The sequence below is a fragment of the Gillisia marina genome (genome assembly GCF_000258765.1).
GTDB classification, from domain to species: domain Bacteria; phylum Bacteroidota; class Bacteroidia; order Flavobacteriales; family Flavobacteriaceae; genus Gillisia; species Gillisia marina.
Window position 1 is genome coordinate 1 of sequence record NZ_AJLT01000037.1, and the last position, 20,289, is coordinate 20,289.

The 20,289-nt window shown below is 34.5% G+C and carries 16 protein-coding genes and 2 pseudogenes; 11 read left to right on the top strand and 7 right to left on the bottom strand.

Going from position 1 to position 20,289, the window contains the following annotated elements:
• From pxpB to ON07_RS15120, 8 genes and pseudogenes are all read left to right on the top strand, one after another.
• Window positions 1-735: 5-oxoprolinase subunit PxpB (pxpB, locus tag ON07_RS09635; RefSeq protein ID WP_010230684.1), on the top strand; the 735-nt coding region annotated here is incomplete at its 5' end.
• Window positions 728-1,588 carry a 5-oxoprolinase subunit C family protein gene (locus tag ON07_RS09640; RefSeq protein WP_010230686.1) on the top strand — a complete coding sequence of 287 codons (861 nt, stop codon included), beginning with the start codon at window positions 728-730 and terminating at the stop codon, window positions 1,586-1,588. The genes pxpB and ON07_RS09640, both read left to right, overlap by 8 nt.
• A gap of 958 nt (window positions 1,589-2,546) precedes the next feature.
• Window positions 2,547-2,681: a hypothetical protein gene (locus ON07_RS17445; protein WP_262486220.1), complete on the top strand. Its 135-nt coding sequence runs from the start codon at window positions 2,547-2,549 to the stop codon at window positions 2,679-2,681.
• 15 nt (window positions 2,682-2,696) lie between these two features.
• On the top strand, window positions 2,697-3,281 hold the full coding sequence (locus ON07_RS09645; RefSeq protein ID WP_010230688.1) for a hypothetical protein: 585 nt from the start codon (window positions 2,697-2,699) through the stop codon (window positions 3,279-3,281).
• A gap of 1,380 nt (window positions 3,282-4,661) precedes the next feature.
• Entirely contained in the window at window positions 4,662-5,387 is a 726-nt protein-coding gene (locus ON07_RS09655) for a hypothetical protein (protein WP_010230694.1), read from the top strand.
• Window positions 5,388-5,436: 49 nt separating this feature from the next.
• Window positions 5,437-6,243 carry a sensor histidine kinase gene (locus ON07_RS09660; RefSeq protein WP_010230696.1) on the top strand — a complete coding sequence of 269 codons (807 nt, stop codon included), beginning with the start codon at window positions 5,437-5,439 and terminating at the stop codon, window positions 6,241-6,243.
• On the top strand, window positions 6,218-6,847 hold the full coding sequence (locus ON07_RS09665) for a response regulator transcription factor (protein WP_010230699.1): 630 nt from the start codon (window positions 6,218-6,220) through the stop codon (window positions 6,845-6,847). The genes ON07_RS09660 and ON07_RS09665 overlap by 26 nt, the downstream gene beginning before the upstream one ends.
• A 284-nt stretch (window positions 6,848-7,131) precedes the next feature.
• Window positions 7,132-8,671 (top strand): annotated as a pseudogene (locus tag ON07_RS15120) (GNAT family N-acetyltransferase).
• Here ON07_RS15120 and ON07_RS09675 read toward each other — a convergent pair.
• Window positions 8,655-10,034, bottom strand: a complete 1,380-nt coding sequence (locus tag ON07_RS09675; protein WP_010230701.1) for an aldehyde dehydrogenase — start codon at window positions 10,032-10,034, stop codon at window positions 8,655-8,657. The pseudogene ON07_RS15120 and the gene ON07_RS09675 sit on opposite strands and share 17 nt — an antisense overlap.
• A 152-nt stretch (window positions 10,035-10,186) precedes the next feature.
• On the opposite strand from ON07_RS09675, the gene ON07_RS09680 reads away from it, so the two are divergent.
• A complete protein-coding gene (locus ON07_RS09680) occupies window positions 10,187-11,074 on the top strand; it encodes a DMT family transporter (RefSeq protein ID WP_033445076.1) in 888 nt (295 codons plus the stop codon).
• 12 nt (window positions 11,075-11,086) lie between these two features.
• Here ON07_RS09680 and ypfJ read toward each other — a convergent pair whose 3' ends face one another.
• The 3 genes and pseudogenes from ypfJ to panB form a co-directional block, all read right to left on the bottom strand.
• Entirely contained in the window at window positions 11,087-11,935 is an 849-nt protein-coding gene (gene ypfJ, locus ON07_RS09685; protein WP_010230706.1) for a KPN_02809 family neutral zinc metallopeptidase, read from the bottom strand.
• A gap of 40 nt (window positions 11,936-11,975) precedes the next feature.
• Window positions 11,976-12,683: pseudogene (locus tag ON07_RS15125) on the bottom strand (RluA family pseudouridine synthase).
• A 278-nt stretch (window positions 12,684-12,961) separates the two neighbouring features.
• On the bottom strand, window positions 12,962-13,780 hold the full coding sequence (gene panB / locus ON07_RS09695) for a 3-methyl-2-oxobutanoate hydroxymethyltransferase (protein ID WP_010230713.1): 819 nt from the start codon (window positions 13,778-13,780) through the stop codon (window positions 12,962-12,964).
• A gap of 63 nt (window positions 13,781-13,843) precedes the next feature.
• On the opposite strand from panB, the gene ON07_RS09700 reads away from it, so the two are divergent.
• Window positions 13,844-14,308: a hypothetical protein gene (locus ON07_RS09700; protein ID WP_010230715.1), complete on the top strand. Its 465-nt coding sequence runs from the start codon at window positions 13,844-13,846 to the stop codon at window positions 14,306-14,308.
• 234 nt (window positions 14,309-14,542) lie between these two features.
• On the opposite strand, the gene ON07_RS09705 is transcribed toward ON07_RS09700, so the two are convergent.
• Together ON07_RS09705 and ON07_RS09710 are read right to left on the bottom strand one after the other, a co-directional pair.
• The gene (locus ON07_RS09705; protein WP_010230717.1) at window positions 14,543-15,163 is read right to left on the bottom strand and encodes a CPBP family glutamic-type intramembrane protease; all 621 of its coding nucleotides are present in this window, start codon (window positions 15,161-15,163) and stop codon (window positions 14,543-14,545) included.
• Window positions 15,164-15,286: 123 nt separating this feature from the next.
• Window positions 15,287-16,720 (bottom strand): L-serine ammonia-lyase, encoded by a 1,434-nt coding sequence (locus tag ON07_RS09710; RefSeq protein WP_010230719.1) that lies wholly within the window; start codon window positions 16,718-16,720, stop codon window positions 15,287-15,289.
• A 314-nt stretch (window positions 16,721-17,034) separates the two neighbouring features.
• Here ON07_RS09710 and dnaK point away from each other — a divergent pair, with 314 nt between their 5' ends.
• Window positions 17,035-18,951 (top strand): molecular chaperone DnaK, encoded by a 1,917-nt coding sequence (dnaK, locus tag ON07_RS09715; RefSeq protein WP_010230721.1) that lies wholly within the window; start codon window positions 17,035-17,037, stop codon window positions 18,949-18,951.
• Window positions 18,952-19,153: 202 nt separating this feature from the next.
• On the opposite strand, the gene ON07_RS17145 is transcribed toward dnaK, so the two are convergent.
• Complete coding sequence (locus ON07_RS17145; protein ID WP_237708897.1) at window positions 19,154-19,927, bottom strand: hypothetical protein; 774 nt, start codon at window positions 19,925-19,927, stop codon at window positions 19,154-19,156.
• Window positions 19,928-20,289: the final 362 nt, after the last annotated feature.

Below are 20,289 nucleotides of genomic sequence, written 5' to 3' on the forward strand. Positions count from 1 at the left end.
ATGATGCAAGATTATCCGCATATAAAACCGATGGGGGATCGTGCTATTTTAATAGATTTTGAACCAGAAATCAATGAAAAATCCTTAGAAAAGCTCCTGAATTTAAAAAGAATAATCGAAAATGATTCAGTTGAAGTTGAGATTGAGGTAATTAATACATATCATTCATTATTAATTATTTACGACTTCACTATAGAAAACATCTATAATAAGGTTTTAGCGCTCAAACAGCTCGTTTCTAGCGCTAATATAGAAAAAAATATCAACTCGAAAATTTATCATATCCCGGTATGTTATGAAGAGGAATTTGGATTGGATCTCGAGCTAATTGCTAGTGAAAAAAACCTAACGATTTCAAAGATTATTCAGCTTCATACCGCACCAGTTTATACCGTATATTTTATTGGTTTTTTACCGGGTTTTTTATACTTGGGCGGACTCGATAATAAGCTGCAAATTTCAAGAAAATCATCTCCACGTATGAAGGTTGAAAAAGGGGCTGTTGGGATAGGAGAAAATCAAACCGGAATCTATCCAAAATCCAGTCCCGGCGGATGGCAAATTATAGGCAATTCTCCCATCTCTTTTTTTGATAAAAATGCGAATCCTCCTTGCGTGATTTTGCCGGGAGATAAAGTAAAATTTTATTCGATAAGTAAGTCTCAATATGTGCAAATTTCTGATGAAATTAAGCGTGGTTTGTTTCAGTTAAAATTCGAAAAATATCATGGGTGAAATCGAAGTTTTGAAGCCGGGATTATATTCTACTATTCAGGATTTGGGCAGGCGCAATTTCCGAAAATATGGAGTGCCAAAAAGTGGAGTGATGGATTCTTATGCAGCTAAAAAAGCAAACCTAATTTTATGTAATTTGGAGACTAGTCCAGTTTTAGAAATTACTCAGTTGGGATCAAAATTGAAATTTACAGAACCTACACAAATAGCAATTTGTGGAGCTAATCTTAGTCCTAAAATTAATGATATATCAGTTTTGAACAACCGGATGCTTTCTATCAAAAAAGATGAAGTGCTCTCTTTTGGAAAAAGGATAAAAGGTTGCAGGGCCTATATTTCAATTTTAGGTGGTTTTGCTTCAGAAAAAATTTTGGGAAGTTATAGTTGGTATAATGGGATTACAGAAAACGAGCTGTTGCAAAAAGGAGATGTTATTAAGTATCTAAAATTAGGCAGCCTACCCAATACTTTAAATGCATCGTTAAAAGTTAATGAGGAGTATTTAAATAAGGTAGAGATTCAAGCCTTTCCGGGACCGGAATACGATTTACTTTCATCTTCTCAACAAAGGTTGCTTTTGGAATCAGAATTTCATTTGGATATAAATAATAACAGAATGGCGATTCAGCTTAAGGAGGTTTTAACTAACAAGCTTAGTCCTATAATAACCGGACCGGTACTTCCCGGAACAGTTCAATTAACGCCTTCAGGAAAATTGATTGTTCTTATGCGAGATTGCCAAACTACAGGAGGATATCCACGAGTGTTGCAACTAAGTGAGGCTGGGATAAACAGCATTGCTCAAAAAGTTGTGGGAGATATGCTTAGGTTTGAATTAAGTAAAATAAAATAAAGATTTTAACGTTTAAAGAATAGGAAAAAGGTTAAAAAATAAAAAGTGTCAATTAATCGTGTTAAAAGATTTAAAGCCCTACCTAAAAATCAATTTCACTCTTAACGACACTTTTTTAACCTTAACTTATTAAGTTAAATAAATGAATACTCAAAAATAAGTGCAGATTCCAAATTGTACAAGGGGGTTTTTCCCCTTTTTTTAAGGCATTACTTTTTTTGATACCTCAAATAGAATTTTTAGTGCACCTATTTAGTTTAGATTTAAAAAGGTGTCGTTTTTGTGCTTTCGATTTCTTATCGGCCCCACCCAATAAAAGATCACACATCCACGACACTTCTTTTTTTTAACAACTAAGCATTTATTTCAAAACAAAAATACTTCACCATCTAGCTTGCTACAAGGGGCTTTTCCCCTTTTTTTTAGTTTACTATTTTTTTCAAAATTAAAAAGCCCACCTAAAGAGATTGAAAGAAGAAAGTGCCGATTATATTTTGATTAATTAAAAGCCCTACCTAATAATTATCCTATAACCCGCACTTTTTTTGTTCCAATATTCTTTTAGATGGACTAAAATGATACTTCAAAATTAGCTATTGACTACGCAGATGGAAAGGGGTTTTTTCCCCTTTTTAATGATTTAAAAGAATATGTTAAAGAAAAATTCTATTTTTAACAAAATATAAAGTTCGTTTTTATATTTATTTTAATAAATCTGATAACATGGGTAGAAAAATCACAAATGCAAAAGCAAAAAAAGCTTCAAAAAAAAATGGTGGGAAACTAGATTAATTGTCACTACAGATGGGAAAGAACATGAAGATACTTGCCAGTTTCATTTTACTGTTGAGGAGCTTCAAACCTATTTAGATGAGGTTAAAACAAAATCACAAGGCTTGATACTCCTGGAATCAATATATGGTTTGGTGCTTACGATGCTACCGAAACAGAACCCAGTTTGGCTACTGTGTTTTTAGCTCCAACCAAAAGAGTAAAGTCTGATGATCCAGATAAGGAATATGAAGATGTAGTTAATGATGAGATAGAACCTTTCAATGGAACTACTGGTTTATGGCCTCCGGGAGAATATTAAAGGTCACAAATAAAGATGCTGGATTTTATAATAGAACACAAAATTTATATTGGTCTTATTTTTGAATTAGTAGCAGCTATAAGTGGGAGTTATTATTTATTAAAAACTCCAAATGTACAGAGGGATATTAAATATTTAGCGTGGTTTCTATGGTATGTTTTTTTGTTGGATTTTAGTGGTTTATATGCTTTATGGGCATTTTTTGATGATTATAAAACATTTCCTTTTTTAAAAGATTCACTATTTCAACGAAATGTATGGTTGCATAATTGGAATCATTTAATAAGTCTTTCATTTTATATTTTTCTTTTTATTAAACAACTTGAAAAAGTTAATTATAAAAGAATTTTAAAGTTTGCTTTGCTTATTTTTATATTGTTTGGAGTATTTAAATTAATAAGTTCTAATCAGTTATTCTATTCTTATGATATGACTATTCTTATTGCTGGGGTATTATTGTTAATTATTGTTATTGCCAGTTATTATTTTGAGCTGCTAATAAGTGACCAAGTTTTAGATTTTAAGAAGAATTTACTTTTTTTACATTTCTGTTGGCCTTCTCATTTGGCACCTCTGTGTGCCACCAATTCAAATTTATAGCGCCTATTTTTTAGTCGAAAATGATGATTTTATTAAATTGCATACAACTATTTTAAGGTATAGCAATATTTTTTTATATGGCATATTTTCTTTTGGTTTTATTTATTGCGCGCAGAAAAAAACAGCTTCTAGGGTTAAATAAAAATGGGAGTGCTCTATAAGTAAGAAATTAAAATTATTGTGGGTTTTGGTATAGTGCTATTTATATAAAAAAGATACTTAATTTATGATTAAGATAGAAATGATTAAACTTCCTAAAGAATATTAATGCGAGTACTTTTATTTATTTTTTTGCTTTTGGAAGGTTTTAGTGTAATTTCAGGAATTTATTATTTGAAAAGGAATCCGAAAGACATAGAAAATAGACTGTTCACTTATTTTTTGTTCCTCACATTTACTATTGAGACTATTGGACTTATCCCCGCTATAATTCATTACAATGAAGCCTTACATTACTTAAAAGATACGGCGTGGTATAACAATTTTTGGCTATTTAACCCTTATTTAATAGTAAGTTTTACATTTTATTGTTTGTACTTCGGAAAGAGCCTACAGAGCAGGATTCTAAAAAAGATTGTAAATTACTTAGTAATATTTTTTGTGATTTCAAGTTCTTTGATTCTTATTTTTTCGGACGTTTTATTTGTTTCGTACTCTAATTTCACATTGTTTGTGGGGGTTGCATTATTATTTTTAGCAGTAAGTTTTTATTATTATGACTTACTTCAAGATGAAAAATTGTTGGAGATAAAAAAAAGTGTAAAATTTTATGTTTCGGTCTCCTTTCTTCTCTTTAATTTAATATCGCTGCCACTTTGGATATATTTCAAATATTTTAGTAATTCTATAAGTCCAGAATTTGTGAGGTTATACCAATCAATTTTTTATTTATCTAATGTGTTGTTATACAGCACCTATATTTTTGCATTTATATATTGTGCGCAGAAAAAACAACTTCCTGTTTTAAAGAAAACTGGGAGTTCCATATGAAAGAGCGTTAGGATTATTTGAGAATTGAAATATTTAAAAGAATAGGTGATATGTTGTTGAAGAAAATAAGAGAGAAAGTTTGAATTTCAGAATCTCATTTTTAAATTAATTGAGCAGTCAGTATTACAATTCTTTGATATTACAATATAGTTTTATAGCTACCTAAAATTTAGTTGGTTTATAGTTTGCTCACCAATTAAAAAAAAGCCATTTTCACCAACGAATAACAGTGAATGACATTTAATGTATGAAAAGCATTGAATTCAAAAAAATATAGCCCCTACACTATATAATGTAATTGTAACCTAAAAAATATAACTTGGGGTTAATTAAGAATTTACGGAATTCTCCAAAGTCAACCTCCATTAATTTTTATATAGACTAAATTTAATGGTATACGTACAGTTTTCTATGTATCTTTTAAAAGGATTCAGTCTTATTGCCGGGCTTTATTTTCTTCTACACAATCCAAAAGATAAAACCACTCGATTTTTTGTAGCATTTTTAGCTTTGATACTTCTAGTGGATATTCTGGGATATATTCCCAGATTAATAAATTATAATGAGTCACTTTATTTTTTAAAAGAGACATTTTTAAAAAATGATTATTGGACTTATAATCCCTTTATAATTACAGGTTTTAGCATGTATGCTTGGTATTTTAGATTGGATCTAAAATCTAAATTGAGAAAAAGAATAATTGTAATTGCGATTATTTTGCTAAATATAGTGGGGTATACCGATCTGTTATATAATCAGATTTTCTTCACAGCACATTCTAAACTTATATTTTTAATGGGTTTTCTAATGATAGTCATGAGCATCTCTTTTTATTATTATGAATTGCTTAATAGTGATAGAATTTTAATGATTAATAAGTCGGTAAAAATGTATGTTTCTATAGGCTATCTTTTTTATAATTTAATATGCATGCCTGTTTGGATCTATTCAGATAAGTATTATAATTACTTAAACCCCAACTTTGCAGCCTTATATAGTTTTACCATTTCGCTAGCTCATATTTTATTATACAGCACCTATATATTTGCTTTTATTTATTGTGCTAAAAAGTATAATCAAACAAATATTCCCTTAAAAACATCCACTCAGCGATGAATTAAATCCCTAAAATTATCGTAAACTTGTGTTAAATTAACAGGAATTCATGCTTGCCAAGGAAGAAATTTTACTAATCGTTTACTTTATCGTGGTCATTTTATTCCTGACTAGTTTTGCGATTATTTTCTTCATTACATTTCAGAGGCGTAAAAATAAATTACTGCTTGAGAAATTCGAGGCGGAGACCCGTTTTGAAAATGAATTGGCACAATCTAAGATCGAAATTCAGGAACAAACCCTTAAAAACGTAAGCTGGGAGCTTCATGATAATATAGGGCAATTGCTTTCGGTAGCGAATATGCAGCTAAATATATTATCGGGTAGTGTGGATACTTCAGCAAAACAATCTGTAAAGGATATTAAAGAAGTAGTTTCCAATTCGTTACAGGAAGTAAGATCTTTATCTAAGTCACTTAATAATGAGGTGGTGGGTTATAGCGGCATCGAAGCTTCTATAAAAAATGAATTGTTAAGATTTGAACGTCTTAATAATTTGGAGACAGAACTTACTAGTACAGGAGAGCCAATAGAGATCGTAGACAAAGATTCTATCATACTTTTTAGAATTATTCAAGAGTTTTTCTCTAACGCGATCAAACATTCAAAAGCAACAAAACTAGAGGTTTTTATAAATTACCATCCAGATGAGTTACATTTAGTGATAAAAGACAATGGCATAGGTTTTAATTTAGAGGAGGTGACTAAAAGTTCCGGCCTATTAAATATGGAAAGCCGTGCTTCCCTTATAAATACCAATTTCTCATTAAATTCTAGTCCCGAGAACGGAACATCCCTTTCCTTGAACTATCCAATTAAAATTTTCCCCTATGAAAAAAACGATAATAATCGTTGATGATCACACGTTGTTTGCTCAATCTCTCCAAGGTCTTGTTAATTCTTTTCAGGAATATGAAGTGATAAAAATTTTGAAGAACGGGCAGGAGCTATTGGAGTATTTTGAAGCAAACCAAAAACGGCCCGACATACTTTTGTTGGATATTAGAATGCCTGTAATGAATGGGATGGCAACAATGTCTTGGTTAAAGGAACATTTTCCTGAACAGAAGACCTTAGCTTTAACAATGGAACATGATGAAGAAACCATCATTAAAATGGTACGAATGGGATGCAGAGGATATTTATTAAAGGATATAGAACCTGAAGAATTTCTATATGCTTTGGAATCTGTTGCTACAAGTGGATATTACTTTAGTCGAGAAATCGAAGAAGTTTTAGATCATCCGGTCACTAAAACTTATGCCGATCTTAGTGTTCGTGAAATGGAATTTTTAAACTTTGCATGTTCAGAAAAAACATATAAAGAAGTTGCTGAAGAAATGAATCTAAGTCCGAAAACAATCGATGGGTACCGTGAAAGTTTATTTTCCAAACTGCAAGTAAAAAGTAGAGTAGGGATGGTTCTTTTTGCGGTAAAGAATGATATCGTGAAAATTTAATTTTTTTGTCATTCCGACGAAGGAGGAATCCCTTTAAAGAAAATTGCTGTACTGAGATTCTTCAGTTCACCTCGTTTCCTTCAGAATGACACCTATGGAGACTTGTTATTCCGACGAAGGAGAAATCTCTTTAAAAAGTGGAACAATCTATTGGAATCCCATACTTCACTGCGCTCTTAATCCTACTAAATATTCTTCTTATTTACTCACTGCTAAATTCATGTTATTCATTTTACAATGAATGATTTCCGCAGTATATTCGCCATAAATTAAATATACATCCTGTGTTAGATTCAGCTACTATTGAATTAAGAAACTTAAGAGTTAAAGATTACGTAGAGTTAAAAAAATCCATGGTTCAGGTATATAGTGCAATGACCAATTCTTATTGGAGCAAAGCAGATATTTCTACCTTGGTAAATAAATTTCCCGACGGCCAATTTTGCATTGAAATAGATGGTAAAATTGCAGGTTGTGCCTTATCTATGATCGTAGATTACGATAAGTATGACGACGATCATAAATACAACGATATTATTGGAGGGCATGAATTTATTAATCATACTGAGGACGGAAATGTGCTCTATGGGATAGATGTTTTTATTCTTCCAGATTATCGCGGTATGAGATTGGGGCGTAGATTATATGAAACCCGAAAAGAACTTTGTGAGCAACTAAACCTAAAATCCATCATCTTTGGTGGGAGAATTCCAAATTATAGAGAATATGCTGAAACGCTCACTCCAAAAAAGTATATAGATAAAGTGAAGTTAAAGGAGATTCATGATCCTGTGCTTTCCTTTCAGTTATCAAACGATTTTCACGTTAAAAAAGTGATTAAAGGCTATTTGCCCGGAGATCATGAAAGCTTGGAATTCGCGACTTTAATGGAGTGGCATAACATATATTATACTAAAAGAAAAAAAATTAATAGACACCAAGAAAAAAGTGGTGCGCTTAGGCTTGGTACAATGGCAAATGCGTTTGTTCAAGGATTACGATTCTTTAGTGGAACAGATCGAATTTTTTGTAGATGCGGTAAGTGATTATCAATCCGATTTTATTTTATTTCCGGAGTTGTTCAATGCCCCTTTAATGGCGCAGTTCAATCATTTAAATGAAGCAGAAGCAATTCGTGGACTTTCCAGTTATACCGATAGGTTATTGGAAACTTTTAGAAATTTCGCTATAAATTATAACATCAATATTATTACCGGAAGTATGCCACAGGCTGTGGGAGAACACATGTATAATGTTGGCTTTTTATGTCGAAGAGATGGAAGTGTAGAACGATATGAAAAACTTCACATTACTCCCGCAGAACAATCTGCATGGGGAATAAAAGGGGGATCGCAACTTAAAACGTTTGACACCGATTGTGGTAAGATTGGAGTGCTTATTTGCTACGATGTAGAATTTCCGGAATTGCCTAGATTATTGGCTGAAGATGGCATGAAGATTCTATTTGTGCCTTTTATGACAGATACTCAAAACGGGTATTCCAGAGTGAGGATTTGTGCTCAGGCCAGAGCCGTAGAAAATGAATGTTATGTGGCTGTTGCGGGTTCTGTAGGGAATCTTCCTAAGGTGAATAATATGGATATCCAATATTCCCAATCGGCGGTATTTACGCCATCAGACTTTGCATTCCCTGTAAACGGAATTAAAGCTGAAGCTACTCCAAATACAGAAAGCACATTGTTAGTAGATGTAGATCTGGATCTTTTGAAGGAATTGCATAGTTTTGGAAGTGTTAGAAATATGAAGGATCGAAGACTAGATCTTTACGCTATAAAAAGGAAGAATATTAAAACTTCTTCATAAGCATACCAATTAAACTAATTTTATCACCGTAAGGTGCACATCTAAGGGGAACATCTAACCATGTTCCCCTTTTTGATATACTTTTTTTATGAGAGAAAGTGTCGAAAGAATGTCTTCCATGATAGGCTCCATTTCCACTAGTTCCAACCCCACCAAAAGGAAGTTTTTTATTAACTATGTGTACAACTACGTCGTTTATAGCACCGCCACCAAAACTATAATTCTCCAAGATTTTTTCTGAAAAATGCTTGTCTTCAGAAAACACATATAAGGCAAGAGGTTTGGAATAATTAGCAATAGTGTCTGCCATATTTTCTTCAGAAGTATAACTTAAAACCGGAAGAATAGGTCCGAAAATCTCATCTTCCATCACCTTGCTGGATAGTGCAGGTTCATCGACTAAAGTGGGAGCCATATATAATTGCTCTTTATCTAGATCTCCACCAATTGGGCATTTTTCATCCTCTAGCATTGCTGCCAAGCGGTCAAAATTCTTCTCGTTGATTATTCGTGCGTAATCTGGAGAATTTTTTGGCTTAGCACCGTAAGCAGCAGTTATCTCGTTTTGGACTGCCTCTATGAATTCTTTTTTAATTTTGGAATCTATCAAAATATAATCTGGAGCTATACAGGTTTGACCTCCATTTAAAAATTTCCCCCAGACAATGCGCTTTGCTGCTAGCTGTACTTTCGCCGATTTATGTATAATACACGGATTTTTTCCTCCTAATTCTAAGGTGGAAGGAGTAAGGTGAGGAGCGATCGCTTTTGCAACTATTTTTCCTACGGGTACACTTCCGGTAAAGAATACATAATCCCATTTTTCTGCCAATAATGCTTCAGAAACCGGAACTCCTCCCTGTACTACAGCAAGCATTTCTTTGGGAAATACTTTTTCTAGAATGTCTGCTAATATCTGTGAAGTATTCGGGGCTAATTCGCTTGGTTTTAAAATTACTGTATTGCCGGCAGCAATTGCTCCCATTAATGGCGATATTGCCAACTGAAAAGGATAATTCCAAGGAGCAATGATTAAACAAGCTCCGTATGCTTCGGAATAAATATAATCTGAAGATGGAAAATTTATAATAGAACTGGAAACTTTTTTAGGTTTGGACCAGCTTTTCAAATTCTTAACAATATAATCGAGCTCACTTATAATAAATGCAGTTTCACTCAAAACACTTTCAAACTTAGGTTTTTTGAAATCCTCGTAAAGTGCGTCACAAATTTCAGTTTCATGATCTTCGATAACCGACTTTAGCAATTTTAATTTCTCTATCCTGAAGGCTATATCTTTAGTCTTTCCTTCCTTAAAGAACGTTCGTTGGGAAGCTAAGAGTTCACTAATTTTATTATGCATTATAGTATTAATTTGTGGGCAAGTCTAAAATTACATTTATAAAGGAAATATAACTAATCTATTCAAATTTTGACTTTGTTATTTGTAGATTATTCCTTCAGAACTATTGAAAATCCCATTGAAATTTGCATTTTGCTTTATATTTAAGAAACTTGGCGAAAAATTTACAATTCTCGAAAATTCTGGAACTTAACCTTGCGGTACTTTTTATTAGTACTTCCGGAGTTTTAGGTAGATATATTACTTTAAACCCTTTCGTTACTATATTCTACAGAACATTATTAGCAGCGATAATCTTTTATTTGTTTTGCCGGCTTAGAAAATTAGATCTAAAAATTTCTACAAATAGGGATAAAATAAAATTAGTGTTGAGTGGATTACTGATGGCAGGGCATTGGGTTACATTTTTCTTTGCTCTTCAGTTGTCTAATGTTGCTATTGGAATTCTATCACTTTTTACATATCCTATTGCGACTGCATTCTTAGAACCAATACTTTTAAAAACAAAATTCAGTAAAAGTCATTTGGCGTTGGGCTTACTGGTATTATTCGGGATATACTTTTTGGTACCGGAGATAAGTTTTCAGAATAATTATACCATAGCGGTATTGTTGGGGATATTATCTGGAATTTTCTATGCACTCAGAAATCTTTTAATGAAGCAGGAAATCGAGAAATATAATGGATCTGTGCTAATGATGTATCAAATTGTAGTGGTAGCGATTGTGCTTTCACCGGTCCTGTTTTTCGGCAGTTTTAACGATGTGTTGTTGCAGTGGGCACCTCTTTTAACTCTTGCAATTGTAACCACCTGTATTGGGCATACCCTTTTCTTGATGAGTCTAAGAAATTTTTCTGCTACTGCAGCAAGTATTATGAGCAGTGCACAGCCTTTGTACGCTATAATTTTAGGAATTATATTTCTTGCAGAATACCCTTCCCTGAAAACGATTATAGGCGGTGCATTAATTATAAGCGCGGTAGTAATTGAAAGTATAAGATCCCTTCGAAAACACGCAGCAGTCGAAGGAATTGACTAGGTTGAGTAAAAATTAATTAAGTCGGCCATTAAAAGTGTCACCCTGCCTAATATCTCCAGTGTTATACCCTTTCATAAACCAATCCATGCGCTGTATGGAAGTTCCATGTGTAAAAGCATCCGGCACAACCCTTCCTTGAGTTCTTTTCTGAATGGCATCGTCTCCTACTGCACTTGCAGCACTCATCGCTTCTTGGATATCGCCTTGTTCTAAATATTGTTTGTTATGATGTGCCCAAACCCCAGCATAGAAATCGGCTTGTAGTTCTAAAGCCACCGATAATTGATTTGCTGCGGTCTGGCTTTTACCCTGTTGAAGCTGTCTTACTCTTCCGGAAGTTCCTAGGATAGTTTGAACATGGTGTCCAACTTCATGAGCAATTACATAGGCAATTGCAAAATCTCCGCCTTGCGCTCCAAATCGGGTTTTTAATTCTTCAAAAAAGGAAAGATCCATATAAACTTTTTGATCTGCAGGACAATAAAATGGTCCAGATGCAGAAGAAGCTCCACCACATGCTGTTTGTACAGCATCCGTGAATAAAACCATCCCTGGTTCTTGATAACTCATATTATTTTCTGAAAATATTTCATTCCAAATATCCTCAGTATCTACGAGAACCGCATTAATAAATTTCCCGGATTCTATTTCCTCAGCAGTTAACTCTCTACTTTCTCCAGAAGATGTTTGAGTTTGAGACTCTAATTGCTGTAAGGTTTCTGAAATGTCGCCACCAGAGAAGAGCTGAATTGCAAGAAATATCAATCCAATAATTCCTCCACCAACAGCTACTTTTCCACCTGTAGATGAGCCTCTACGATCCTCTAAATTGCCACTCTGACGTCTACCTTTCCACTTCATAATTTTTTATTTAAAAATACTCTTTATAATGTTAAGCAATTTATAAAATATCTACCGCATTCCAGATTGGATCCTTTGGTGTGGGTGCAACTATGTTTAATTCCAGATCTTTTACCGGATGTTTAAACGATAATTTACGGGCATGCAAAGAAATACTAGCATCCTTATTGCTTCTGTCAAAACCATATTTGAGATCCCCCTTTATTGGACATCCAATCGCAGACAACTGACTTCTAATTTGATGATGTCTCCCTGTATGCAAGTCTATTTCTAAAAGAAAATAATTATCTAATTTTTGAATGATCTTATAATCCAAAATCGCTTTTTTTGCTATCAGGGACTTCTTTAATATGAGCGTAAGATTTATTTTGTTTTGGATTTCTCTTTAAATAATGGGTAAGGGTATCTTCCTCCTTTGGAGGCGTATTTTTCACAAGTGCCAATAGGTTTTCTTGGCATCCCGATCCTTAAAAAGTTGATTTAATCTAGGAAGTGCTTTAGAGGTTCTTGCAAAAACTACAAGTCCGCTGGTTGGTCTATCTAATCGATGCACCACCCCTAAATATACATTTCCCGGTTTGTTGTATTTGTCTTTTATATGCTCTTTTACAACTTCACTAAGAGGCATATCCCCTGTTTTGTCGCCTTGAACAATATCTCCCGGTCTTTTGTTGATGACAATAACATGATTGTCTTCATACAAGACTTGTAAGTTGTGCTTGTTGGAAAGAATTTTTTCTGAATTCAAATTCTAATAATTAGGTTTAAGGCTGAAGAGATTTCTGATTAAGCATGGGCGTTTTATGATTTTTCGATTTTCTTCATAAAATTTTTTTATCACACTGTCTCGAAAGCTTTCGGGATTATTTCAGGGTCTTATTTATTATATTTATTTACACTATTATGGGATTCTGAAACTATTACAATAGCTTTTAGAACAGAATAATAAACTTTTTTTCGTTTTTTTGATGGCTGCTACATTAAATTGATCACTCAACAAAAATAAATATCAGCCGAAAATTGGATTTAATATTGTTCCTCATCGGTTGGGAATTTTTTACTTTTCACATCGTCCTTATAGCCTTCGAAGGCTTTGGTCATTTCTCCATGAAGATCTGCATAGCGTCTTAAGAATCTTGGGTTGAATTCGTGATTCATTCCTAACATATCGTGAGTAACCAATACTTGACCATCTACACCGTTTCCGGCTCCAATTCCTATAATTGGAATGCTCACACTTTCTGCTACTTGTTTGGCAAGTTTTGCCGGTACCTTTTCCAGCACCATCGCAAAACAGCCTAATTTTTCTAGTAGAAGTGCATCTTCTTTTAGCTTTTGGGCTTCCTGCTCTTCTTTTGCTCTTACAGTATAAGTTCCGAATTTATATATAGATTGAGGGGTAAGGCCTAAATGGCCCATTACCGGAATTCCTGCGTTTAAAATCTTTTTAATGGATTCTTTAATTTCTTTTCCGCCTTCCATTTTTACAGCATGTCCACCGCTTTCCTTCATAATTCTAATAGCAGATCTAAGTGCTTCTTTGGGATCACTTTGGTAGCTTCCAAAAGGAAGATCTACAACTACTAAGGAGCGTTCTATGCCTCTAACAACACTTGCAGCATGATAGATCATTTGGTCTAAAGTAATTGGAAGGGTGGTTTCGTGTCCTGCCATTACATTACTCGCAGAATCGCCTACTAATATCACATCTATTCCCGCGCCATCTACAATTTGAGCCATGGTATAGTCGTACGCTGTAAGCATGGCGATCTTTTCTCCGTTGGCTTTCATTTCCACCAACGATTTAACTGTAATCCTTTTATATTGTTTCTTAGCAACTGACATTAGCTCATTTTTTTAGATGAGTAAAAGTAGTAAATTAGTAGACCACATTCAAAACTTGGAATTATGAAACGCTATTTAAGTATTTTGCTGTTTTTCATCGGAATTGTTAGCTATGCACAGGAAACAATAGACGAAGTATCTGTTAAGACCTCTGTAGAAGATTTTTTTATAGCTTTTCATAAACAAGACACTACTGCACTAAGATCTATGGCCCATCCAAGTATACAAATGCAATCTATAAGTATAAAGGAAGATGCAGAACCCAAGTTGATCACAGAGGAATTTGGTAACTTTTTAAAAGCTATATACGCAATCCCAAAAACCACAAAATTTGAAGAGGTAATTCATTCCTTTAAAATTCAGGTAGATGGTCCTATGGCAAATGTTTCAACTCCGTATTCATTTTATGTGAATGGAGAATTAAGACATTGTGGTGTAAATACTTTTCAGTTATTTAAGGAAAAGGGCTTTTGGAAGATCATTTATATTGTGGACACCAGAACGAAGAATGGCTGTGATTCAGAATAGTGAGATGTGAAAATTTTGTTCATCTCATAATATATTAAGTACCATATCAGGTTGAGCATTTCGACTACCCTCAATACAGGCTAAAGTTGAAACCTTTTTTTGGGTTAAGAAGTTCTCGACTTTAGTTTATCCTGAGCGCAGCCGAAGGGCTCGAACAGACAAAATGAGATGGTTTAAATGTCTGTAAATAAATAAAATTATAAGTAGTTAACTGTTCTCCTTTGAAACTAGAATTTAGAGCATCTTTGGAATAAGAAATATAAGTACAGTTGCATTATTCATAGCGTGCATTGCTATAGGCCAAACCATACTTTTATTCTCGATTTTAATTTTTCCGAAGTAAAAACCGGCAATAATTCTAGGGACTATCATTAAAAATAATAAGATGTCTATTTGAAAACCATCTACATAATTAGAGATATGCACCAAGCCAAAGGTAACTGCGGTGATCATCCAGATAACTACATAATTTCTATTTAAAAAGCTACATGCTTTATATTGAATCGACCTTGGAATTAATTGTTTCAGAAAAAAATAGATCAGAATAATAAAGAGTAGTAGAAAGCCGAATTTTAAAGCCCAATGTACATCTACCGGTACTAGTATTGCTGCTCCTACTAATATCCAACTACAGAGAAAAAATATAAATTCCTTGGGGGAAGGTTTAATTAAAGTTCGGAACATTCCTTCCTCCAAAACTGGAGCTATAATAACTGCCAATAAAATAAATTTCCATGGTTCTGCAGTTAGTAGCGCATTAAGTTCTGTTTGTTGATATTTTAGAAAATCTAAATTTGGAAAAATTACCTGTAGAATTCCAAGTACAGCGAAAAACACAAAATAGGAACCCAACATCCAGCCATAATTTTGGAACAGATTTTTAATTTTAAATAAAGTGATATGGCTTGCTTTAAACAATATGGTATGAGCTAGTAGCTTTTAAAGTTAGACTAATTTGCCAAGAGTTCATTTTAAAATTTAACAATCGCTTAAATTCACTTTTACCGCCAGACCACCTTCAGAAGTTTCTTTATACTTAGAATTCATGTCTTTTGCAGTATCCCACATAGTTTCAATTACCTTATCTAAAGGCACTTTTGCTTTGGAAGCATCGCTATCCATTGCAATTTCTGCCGCATTAATGGCTTTAATAGCTCCCATCGCATTGCGCTCTATACAAGGTATTTGTACCAATCCTGCAATAGGATCGCAAGTTAAGCCAAGATGATGCTCCATGGCTATTTCACTAGCCATAAGAATTTGAGCAGGGGTTCCGCCCATTAATTCTGTAAGTGCTCCAGCAGCCATTGCAGAGGAAACACCAATTTCTGCCTGACAGCCTCCCATAGCTGCAGAGATCGTAGCTCCTTTTTTAAATAAGCTTCCAATTTCTCCCGCTACCAACATAAACCGTTTTACATCTTCAAACGTGGCTTGATGATTTTCTATTACCATATAATACATGAGCACAGAAGGAACTGTACCGGCGCTTCCATTGGTTGGGGCCGTAACTACTCTCCCAAGCGAGGCATTTACTTCATTTACGCTTAATGCGAAGCAACTCACCCATTTAAGAATTTGGCGGAATTTTACTTCAGTCTTTCTGATGGTTTCCAGCCATTCTTGTGGATTGTTATAAGATGCAGTTCCAATTAAATTTTTGTTCATATCGAACGCACGACGGTGCACATTGAGTCCGCCGGGTAATGTACCTTCAGTATGGCAACCAATATACATGGATTCTAACATGACGTCCCAAATAGCTTTAAGACCATTATGAATTTCTTCAGAAGATCGTAAGGATTTTTCATTCTCCATGACGATTTCCGAAATGCATTTATTTTCTGTAGTGCAATATGCCAGAAGTTCTGTAGCTTTCTCTATAGGAAATGGAAACTCTTGAAATTTTTCCATTTTTCTAGAAGCATTTTTTCGCTCTTCTTTAACAACAAATCCACCTCCAATAGAATAGTAAGAAGAGGATGTCTTTTTGCCATTTTTTAGGCTAGCTCTAAATGTAAGTCCGTTGGGATGAAAAGGTAAAAAGTTTTTATTGAATTTTATATTGACTTCCGGGTTAAAATGGATGGGATTCTCCCCATTTAAAATAATAGACTTTGTTGTGCGGATGTTGAAGATCTCTGGGTCTATTTGTTCTATATCCATTAAAACAGGATCTAAGCCTGCTAAGCCCAACATTACCGCCAAATCTGTAGCATGTCCTTTTCCTGTAAGGGAAAGCGAACCATAAAGATCTATATGTACCGCTTCCACCTCATTAAAACATTTTTTGGTTTTAAGTTCCTGGATCCAGCGTTGTGCTGCCCGCCATGGTCCCAAGGTATGAGAGCTGGATGGCCCAACTCCAATCTTTAACATATCAAAAACACTAATACATTCTATTTTTCGCATTCTACTCCAATATTTACGGACAAAAATAGGGATTTGTTAATATAGGACTACATTTTTCCGAATTTCTTATTAAGAATTTTTTGTGATTTGTTTTCGCATTAGGGATTGCAGCGATATCCTTTTAATTTTTCTGAAAATTAAAAGATTAAGCGTAAAGCCCGACAGCTTTCTTGCGCTTGTTTAAGGCGCGAGCAAGATGGAATGCCATTAAAAATAATATTTATGACAACCTGTCAGAACTCGACCGCTGGCATAATGATTGACTATTTGTGTTTGTGAAATTGAAATAATAAAATTTAAACACGTATACTGTTATGAGTAAAATAATTGGAATTGACTTAGGTACTACGAACTCCTGTGTATCTGTAATGGAAGGTAGTGAGCCTGTAGTAATCCCTAATGCTGAAGGGAAGAGAACGACTCCATCTGTAATTGCATTTGTAGAAGGTGGTGAGATCAAGGTAGGAGATCCTGCAAAACGTCAGGCTGTTACAAACCCAACAAAAACTATATCTTCGATAAAGAGATTTATGGGGAACAAATATTCTGAATCTTCTAAAGAAGCAGGAAGAGTTCCTTATAAAGTGATTAAAGGAGATAACGATACTGCAAGAGTAGATATTGATGGAAGAATGTATACTCCACAAGAATTATCTGCAATGATCTTGCAAAAAATGAAAAAAACTGCTGAAGATTATCTTGGGCAAGAGGTAACAGAAGCTGTTATTACTGTTCCTGCATATTTTAACGATTCTCAGCGTCATGCTACTAAAGAGGCTGGTGAAATCGCAGGACTTAAAGTTAGAAGAATAATCAACGAGCCTACTGCAGCGGCATTGGCGTACGGATTAGACAAAAAATCTATCGACCAAAAGATCGCTGTTTATGATCTTGGGGGTGGTACTTTTGATATCTCTATCCTTGAATTAGGTGATGGTGTATTTGAAGTATTATCTACAAATGGTGATACGCACTTAGGTGGGGATGATTTTGATGAGGTGATCATCGATTTCCTTGCAGATACTTTTAAGAAAGCTGAAGACATCGATCTTAGAAAAGATCCTATGGCTTTACAACGTTTAAAAGAAGCTGCTGAAAAAGCGAAGATCGAATTATCTTCTTCTACACAAACAGAAATCAACTTACCATATGTTACGGCTACTGCAACAGGACCAAAGCACTTGGTAGAGACTCTTACAAGATCTAAGTTCGAGCAATTGGCTCACGAACTAGTAACACGGTCTATGGATCCTGTGAAAAAGGCATTAAGTGATGCTGGTCTTTCTGTAAGTGATATCGACGAAGTTATTTTAGTAGGTGGATCTACTCGTATTCCTAAGATTCAGGAAGAAGTAGAAGCGTTCTTTAAAAAGAAGCCTTCTAAAGGTGTTAACCCAGATGAGGTTGTTGCAATTGGAGCAGCTATTCAAGGTGGTGTATTAACAGGAGATGTAAAAGATGTATTGTTATTAGATGTAACTCCTCTTTCTCTTGGTATTGAAACTATGGGTGGTGTAATGACCAAGTTAATTGAGTCTAACACAACTATTCCTACTAAGAAGTCTCAGGTATTCTCTACAGCAGCAGATAATCAGCCATCGGTTGAGATCCACGTATTGCAAGGAGAGCGCCCAATGGCAAACGATAATAAAACCATTGGTAGATTCCATTTAGATGGAATTCCACCAGCACAAAGAGGAACTCCACAAATTGAAGTGACTTTTGATATTGATGCGAATGGGATTATTAAAGTAAGTGCTACAGATAAAGCTACTAACAAAACGCAGGATATTAGAATTGAAGCTTCTTCTGGATTAACTGAAGAGGAAATCCAAAAGATGAAGCAAGATGCTGAAGCAAATGCTGAATCTGATAAAAAAGCGAAAGAGAAAGTAGACAAGTTGAACGAAGCTGATGGAATGATCTTCCAAACTGAAAAGCAACTGAAAGAATTTGGTGATAAAATATCTGAGGATAAAAAGAAGCCAGTTGAAGATGCTTTAGAAGAATTGAAGAAAGCTTACGAAACTAAGGAGATTGAAACTATTACTCCAGCATTGGACAAATTGAATGAAGCATGGAAAACAGCTTCTGAAGAGATGTACAAAGCACAAGCTGAAGCTCAAGGTGGAGCAGGTGCAAACGGAGCTCCGGGAGCAGATGCAGGTGGAGCAGACGATGCAAAGCAAGCAGATGATGTTGAAGATGTAGACTTCGAAGAAGTTAAATAAGCTTCAATAAAATAGGTCTTGTATAAGATCAAACTAAAGGATCCCGATGAAAGTCGGGATCTTTTTTTGTTTTAACTCATCCCCTCCTAAATCCTCCCCGAAGGGGAGGACTTTAAGACCGTTTTTGTCTCAATATAGTTGAGAAATGAGTACTATTAGAAAATATTGGCTCCCTTCCTCTTGGGAAGGGCTGGGGATGGGATTATAGGAATAAAATATAATAGAGATAGACCAATGTGAAAATGGAGAGTAGCCCAAGACAAATTAAGCTGAAAGTTCTGTATCTCTTTCCTGGTTTATCATCCTCTCTCATATGTGGCCCGATAACTAATCTATAATTGAAGTAAGCTAGAAATGGAGCTGATAAAAATGAAAGGCCGGTAGCGAAATCTATTAAAAACATAAAAGAACCGGAGAGGAAAAATAGGATTCCAAGGGAAACTAATGGAATTACAAAAATACTGATCTTGTATTCTTTCCATTTTTTCTTTTCATTTTGAACCAGACTTTCTTCCGGGTTTAATAATTCTGAAATTACTCTAGGAAAAGCATCGGTAACGGTGAGTGTTGTGCTTAATAATGTTATAAATGCTGCAATGGAGATTATTGGAGTGCTCCAAGCGCCTAAAGTTTTACCATAAAGTGCTACCAATTGGGAAGAGAATTCTACTGAATTTGGCGAAAATGAAGTGCTACTACCAAACATCACCAAAGCTCCCAGAATTAAAAATAAGAGACCTATAAAACACGCAGATAAATAACCAATATTAAAGTCGGTGAAAACTTCTTTTATACTGGGTTTATGATGTGTCTGTTTAGATTTCTCTTTAGTCCAGATGGAGTGCCAGACCGAGGCATCTATTGGAATTGGCATCCAACCCATAAACGCAATTATAAATCCAATACTTGCGGTGGTCCATAAGGATGGAGAAGGTGTATTTAAAGCTTTTGTAGCTGTTCCTGCTCCAAAGGCCATAATTACTGCAGCAAGAGTTGCTAAGGTTAAAAAAAGTGACAATGATCTTCATGCTTTTATCCAATCCGGGATATTTCCCTATAATTAAAAGCGCGATACAAAATACAAGGATTATAAAGCTCCAAAGAAAGGGAGACCAACCAAAGTTAAAAAGCTTTTCTGCTAAACCTGCGGTAACTATTGTGACAGCAGCTTGGATAATAAACATGGTTCCTATAGTGATTAATATATAAATCCAATAGGGGAAAACCCCCAATTTTTTGTAGCCTATAATTAAATGATTTCCTGTTGCCGCTGCATATCTAGGTCCGAATTCTAAAAAAGGATATTTGGTAGCACAGGCTAATACTAATGCCCAAATA

What these genes read in the sequence shown, in the direction of transcription:
- ON07_RS09655 (WP_010230694.1), top strand. Translation starts at nt 4,662, where the DNA reads ATGGTATACGTACAGTTTTCTATGTATCTTTTAAAAGGATTCAGTCTT.
- ON07_RS09710 (WP_010230719.1), bottom strand. Translation starts at nt 16,720, where the DNA reads ATGCGAAAAATAGAATGTATTAGTGTTTTTGATATGTTAAAGATTGGA.
- ON07_RS09660 (WP_010230696.1), top strand. Translation starts at nt 5,437, where the DNA reads ATGCTTGCCAAGGAAGAAATTTTACTAATCGTTTACTTTATCGTGGTC.
- ON07_RS09700 (WP_010230715.1), top strand. Translation starts at nt 13,844, where the DNA reads ATGAAACGCTATTTAAGTATTTTGCTGTTTTTCATCGGAATTGTTAGC.
- panB (WP_010230713.1), bottom strand. Translation starts at nt 13,780, where the DNA reads ATGTCAGTTGCTAAGAAACAATATAAAAGGATTACAGTTAAATCGTTG.
- ypfJ (WP_010230706.1), bottom strand. Translation starts at nt 11,935, where the DNA reads ATGAAGTGGAAAGGTAGACGTCAGAGTGGCAATTTAGAGGATCGTAGA.
- ON07_RS09675 (WP_010230701.1), bottom strand. Translation starts at nt 10,034, where the DNA reads ATGCATAATAAAATTAGTGAACTCTTAGCTTCCCAACGAACGTTCTTT.
- ON07_RS17145 (WP_237708897.1), bottom strand. Translation starts at nt 19,927, where the DNA reads ATGGCCTTTGGAGCAGGAACAGCTACAAAAGCTTTAAATACACCTTCT.
- ON07_RS09645 (WP_010230688.1), top strand. Translation starts at nt 2,697, where the DNA reads ATGCTGGATTTTATAATAGAACACAAAATTTATATTGGTCTTATTTTT.
- ON07_RS09705 (WP_010230717.1), bottom strand. Translation starts at nt 15,163, where the DNA reads ATGTTGGGTTCCTATTTTGTGTTTTTCGCTGTACTTGGAATTCTACAG.
- ON07_RS09640 (WP_010230686.1), top strand. Translation starts at nt 728, where the DNA reads ATGGGTGAAATCGAAGTTTTGAAGCCGGGATTATATTCTACTATTCAG.
- ON07_RS09665 (WP_010230699.1), top strand. Translation starts at nt 6,218, where the DNA reads ATGAAAAAAACGATAATAATCGTTGATGATCACACGTTGTTTGCTCAA.
- dnaK (WP_010230721.1), top strand. Translation starts at nt 17,035, where the DNA reads ATGAGTAAAATAATTGGAATTGACTTAGGTACTACGAACTCCTGTGTA.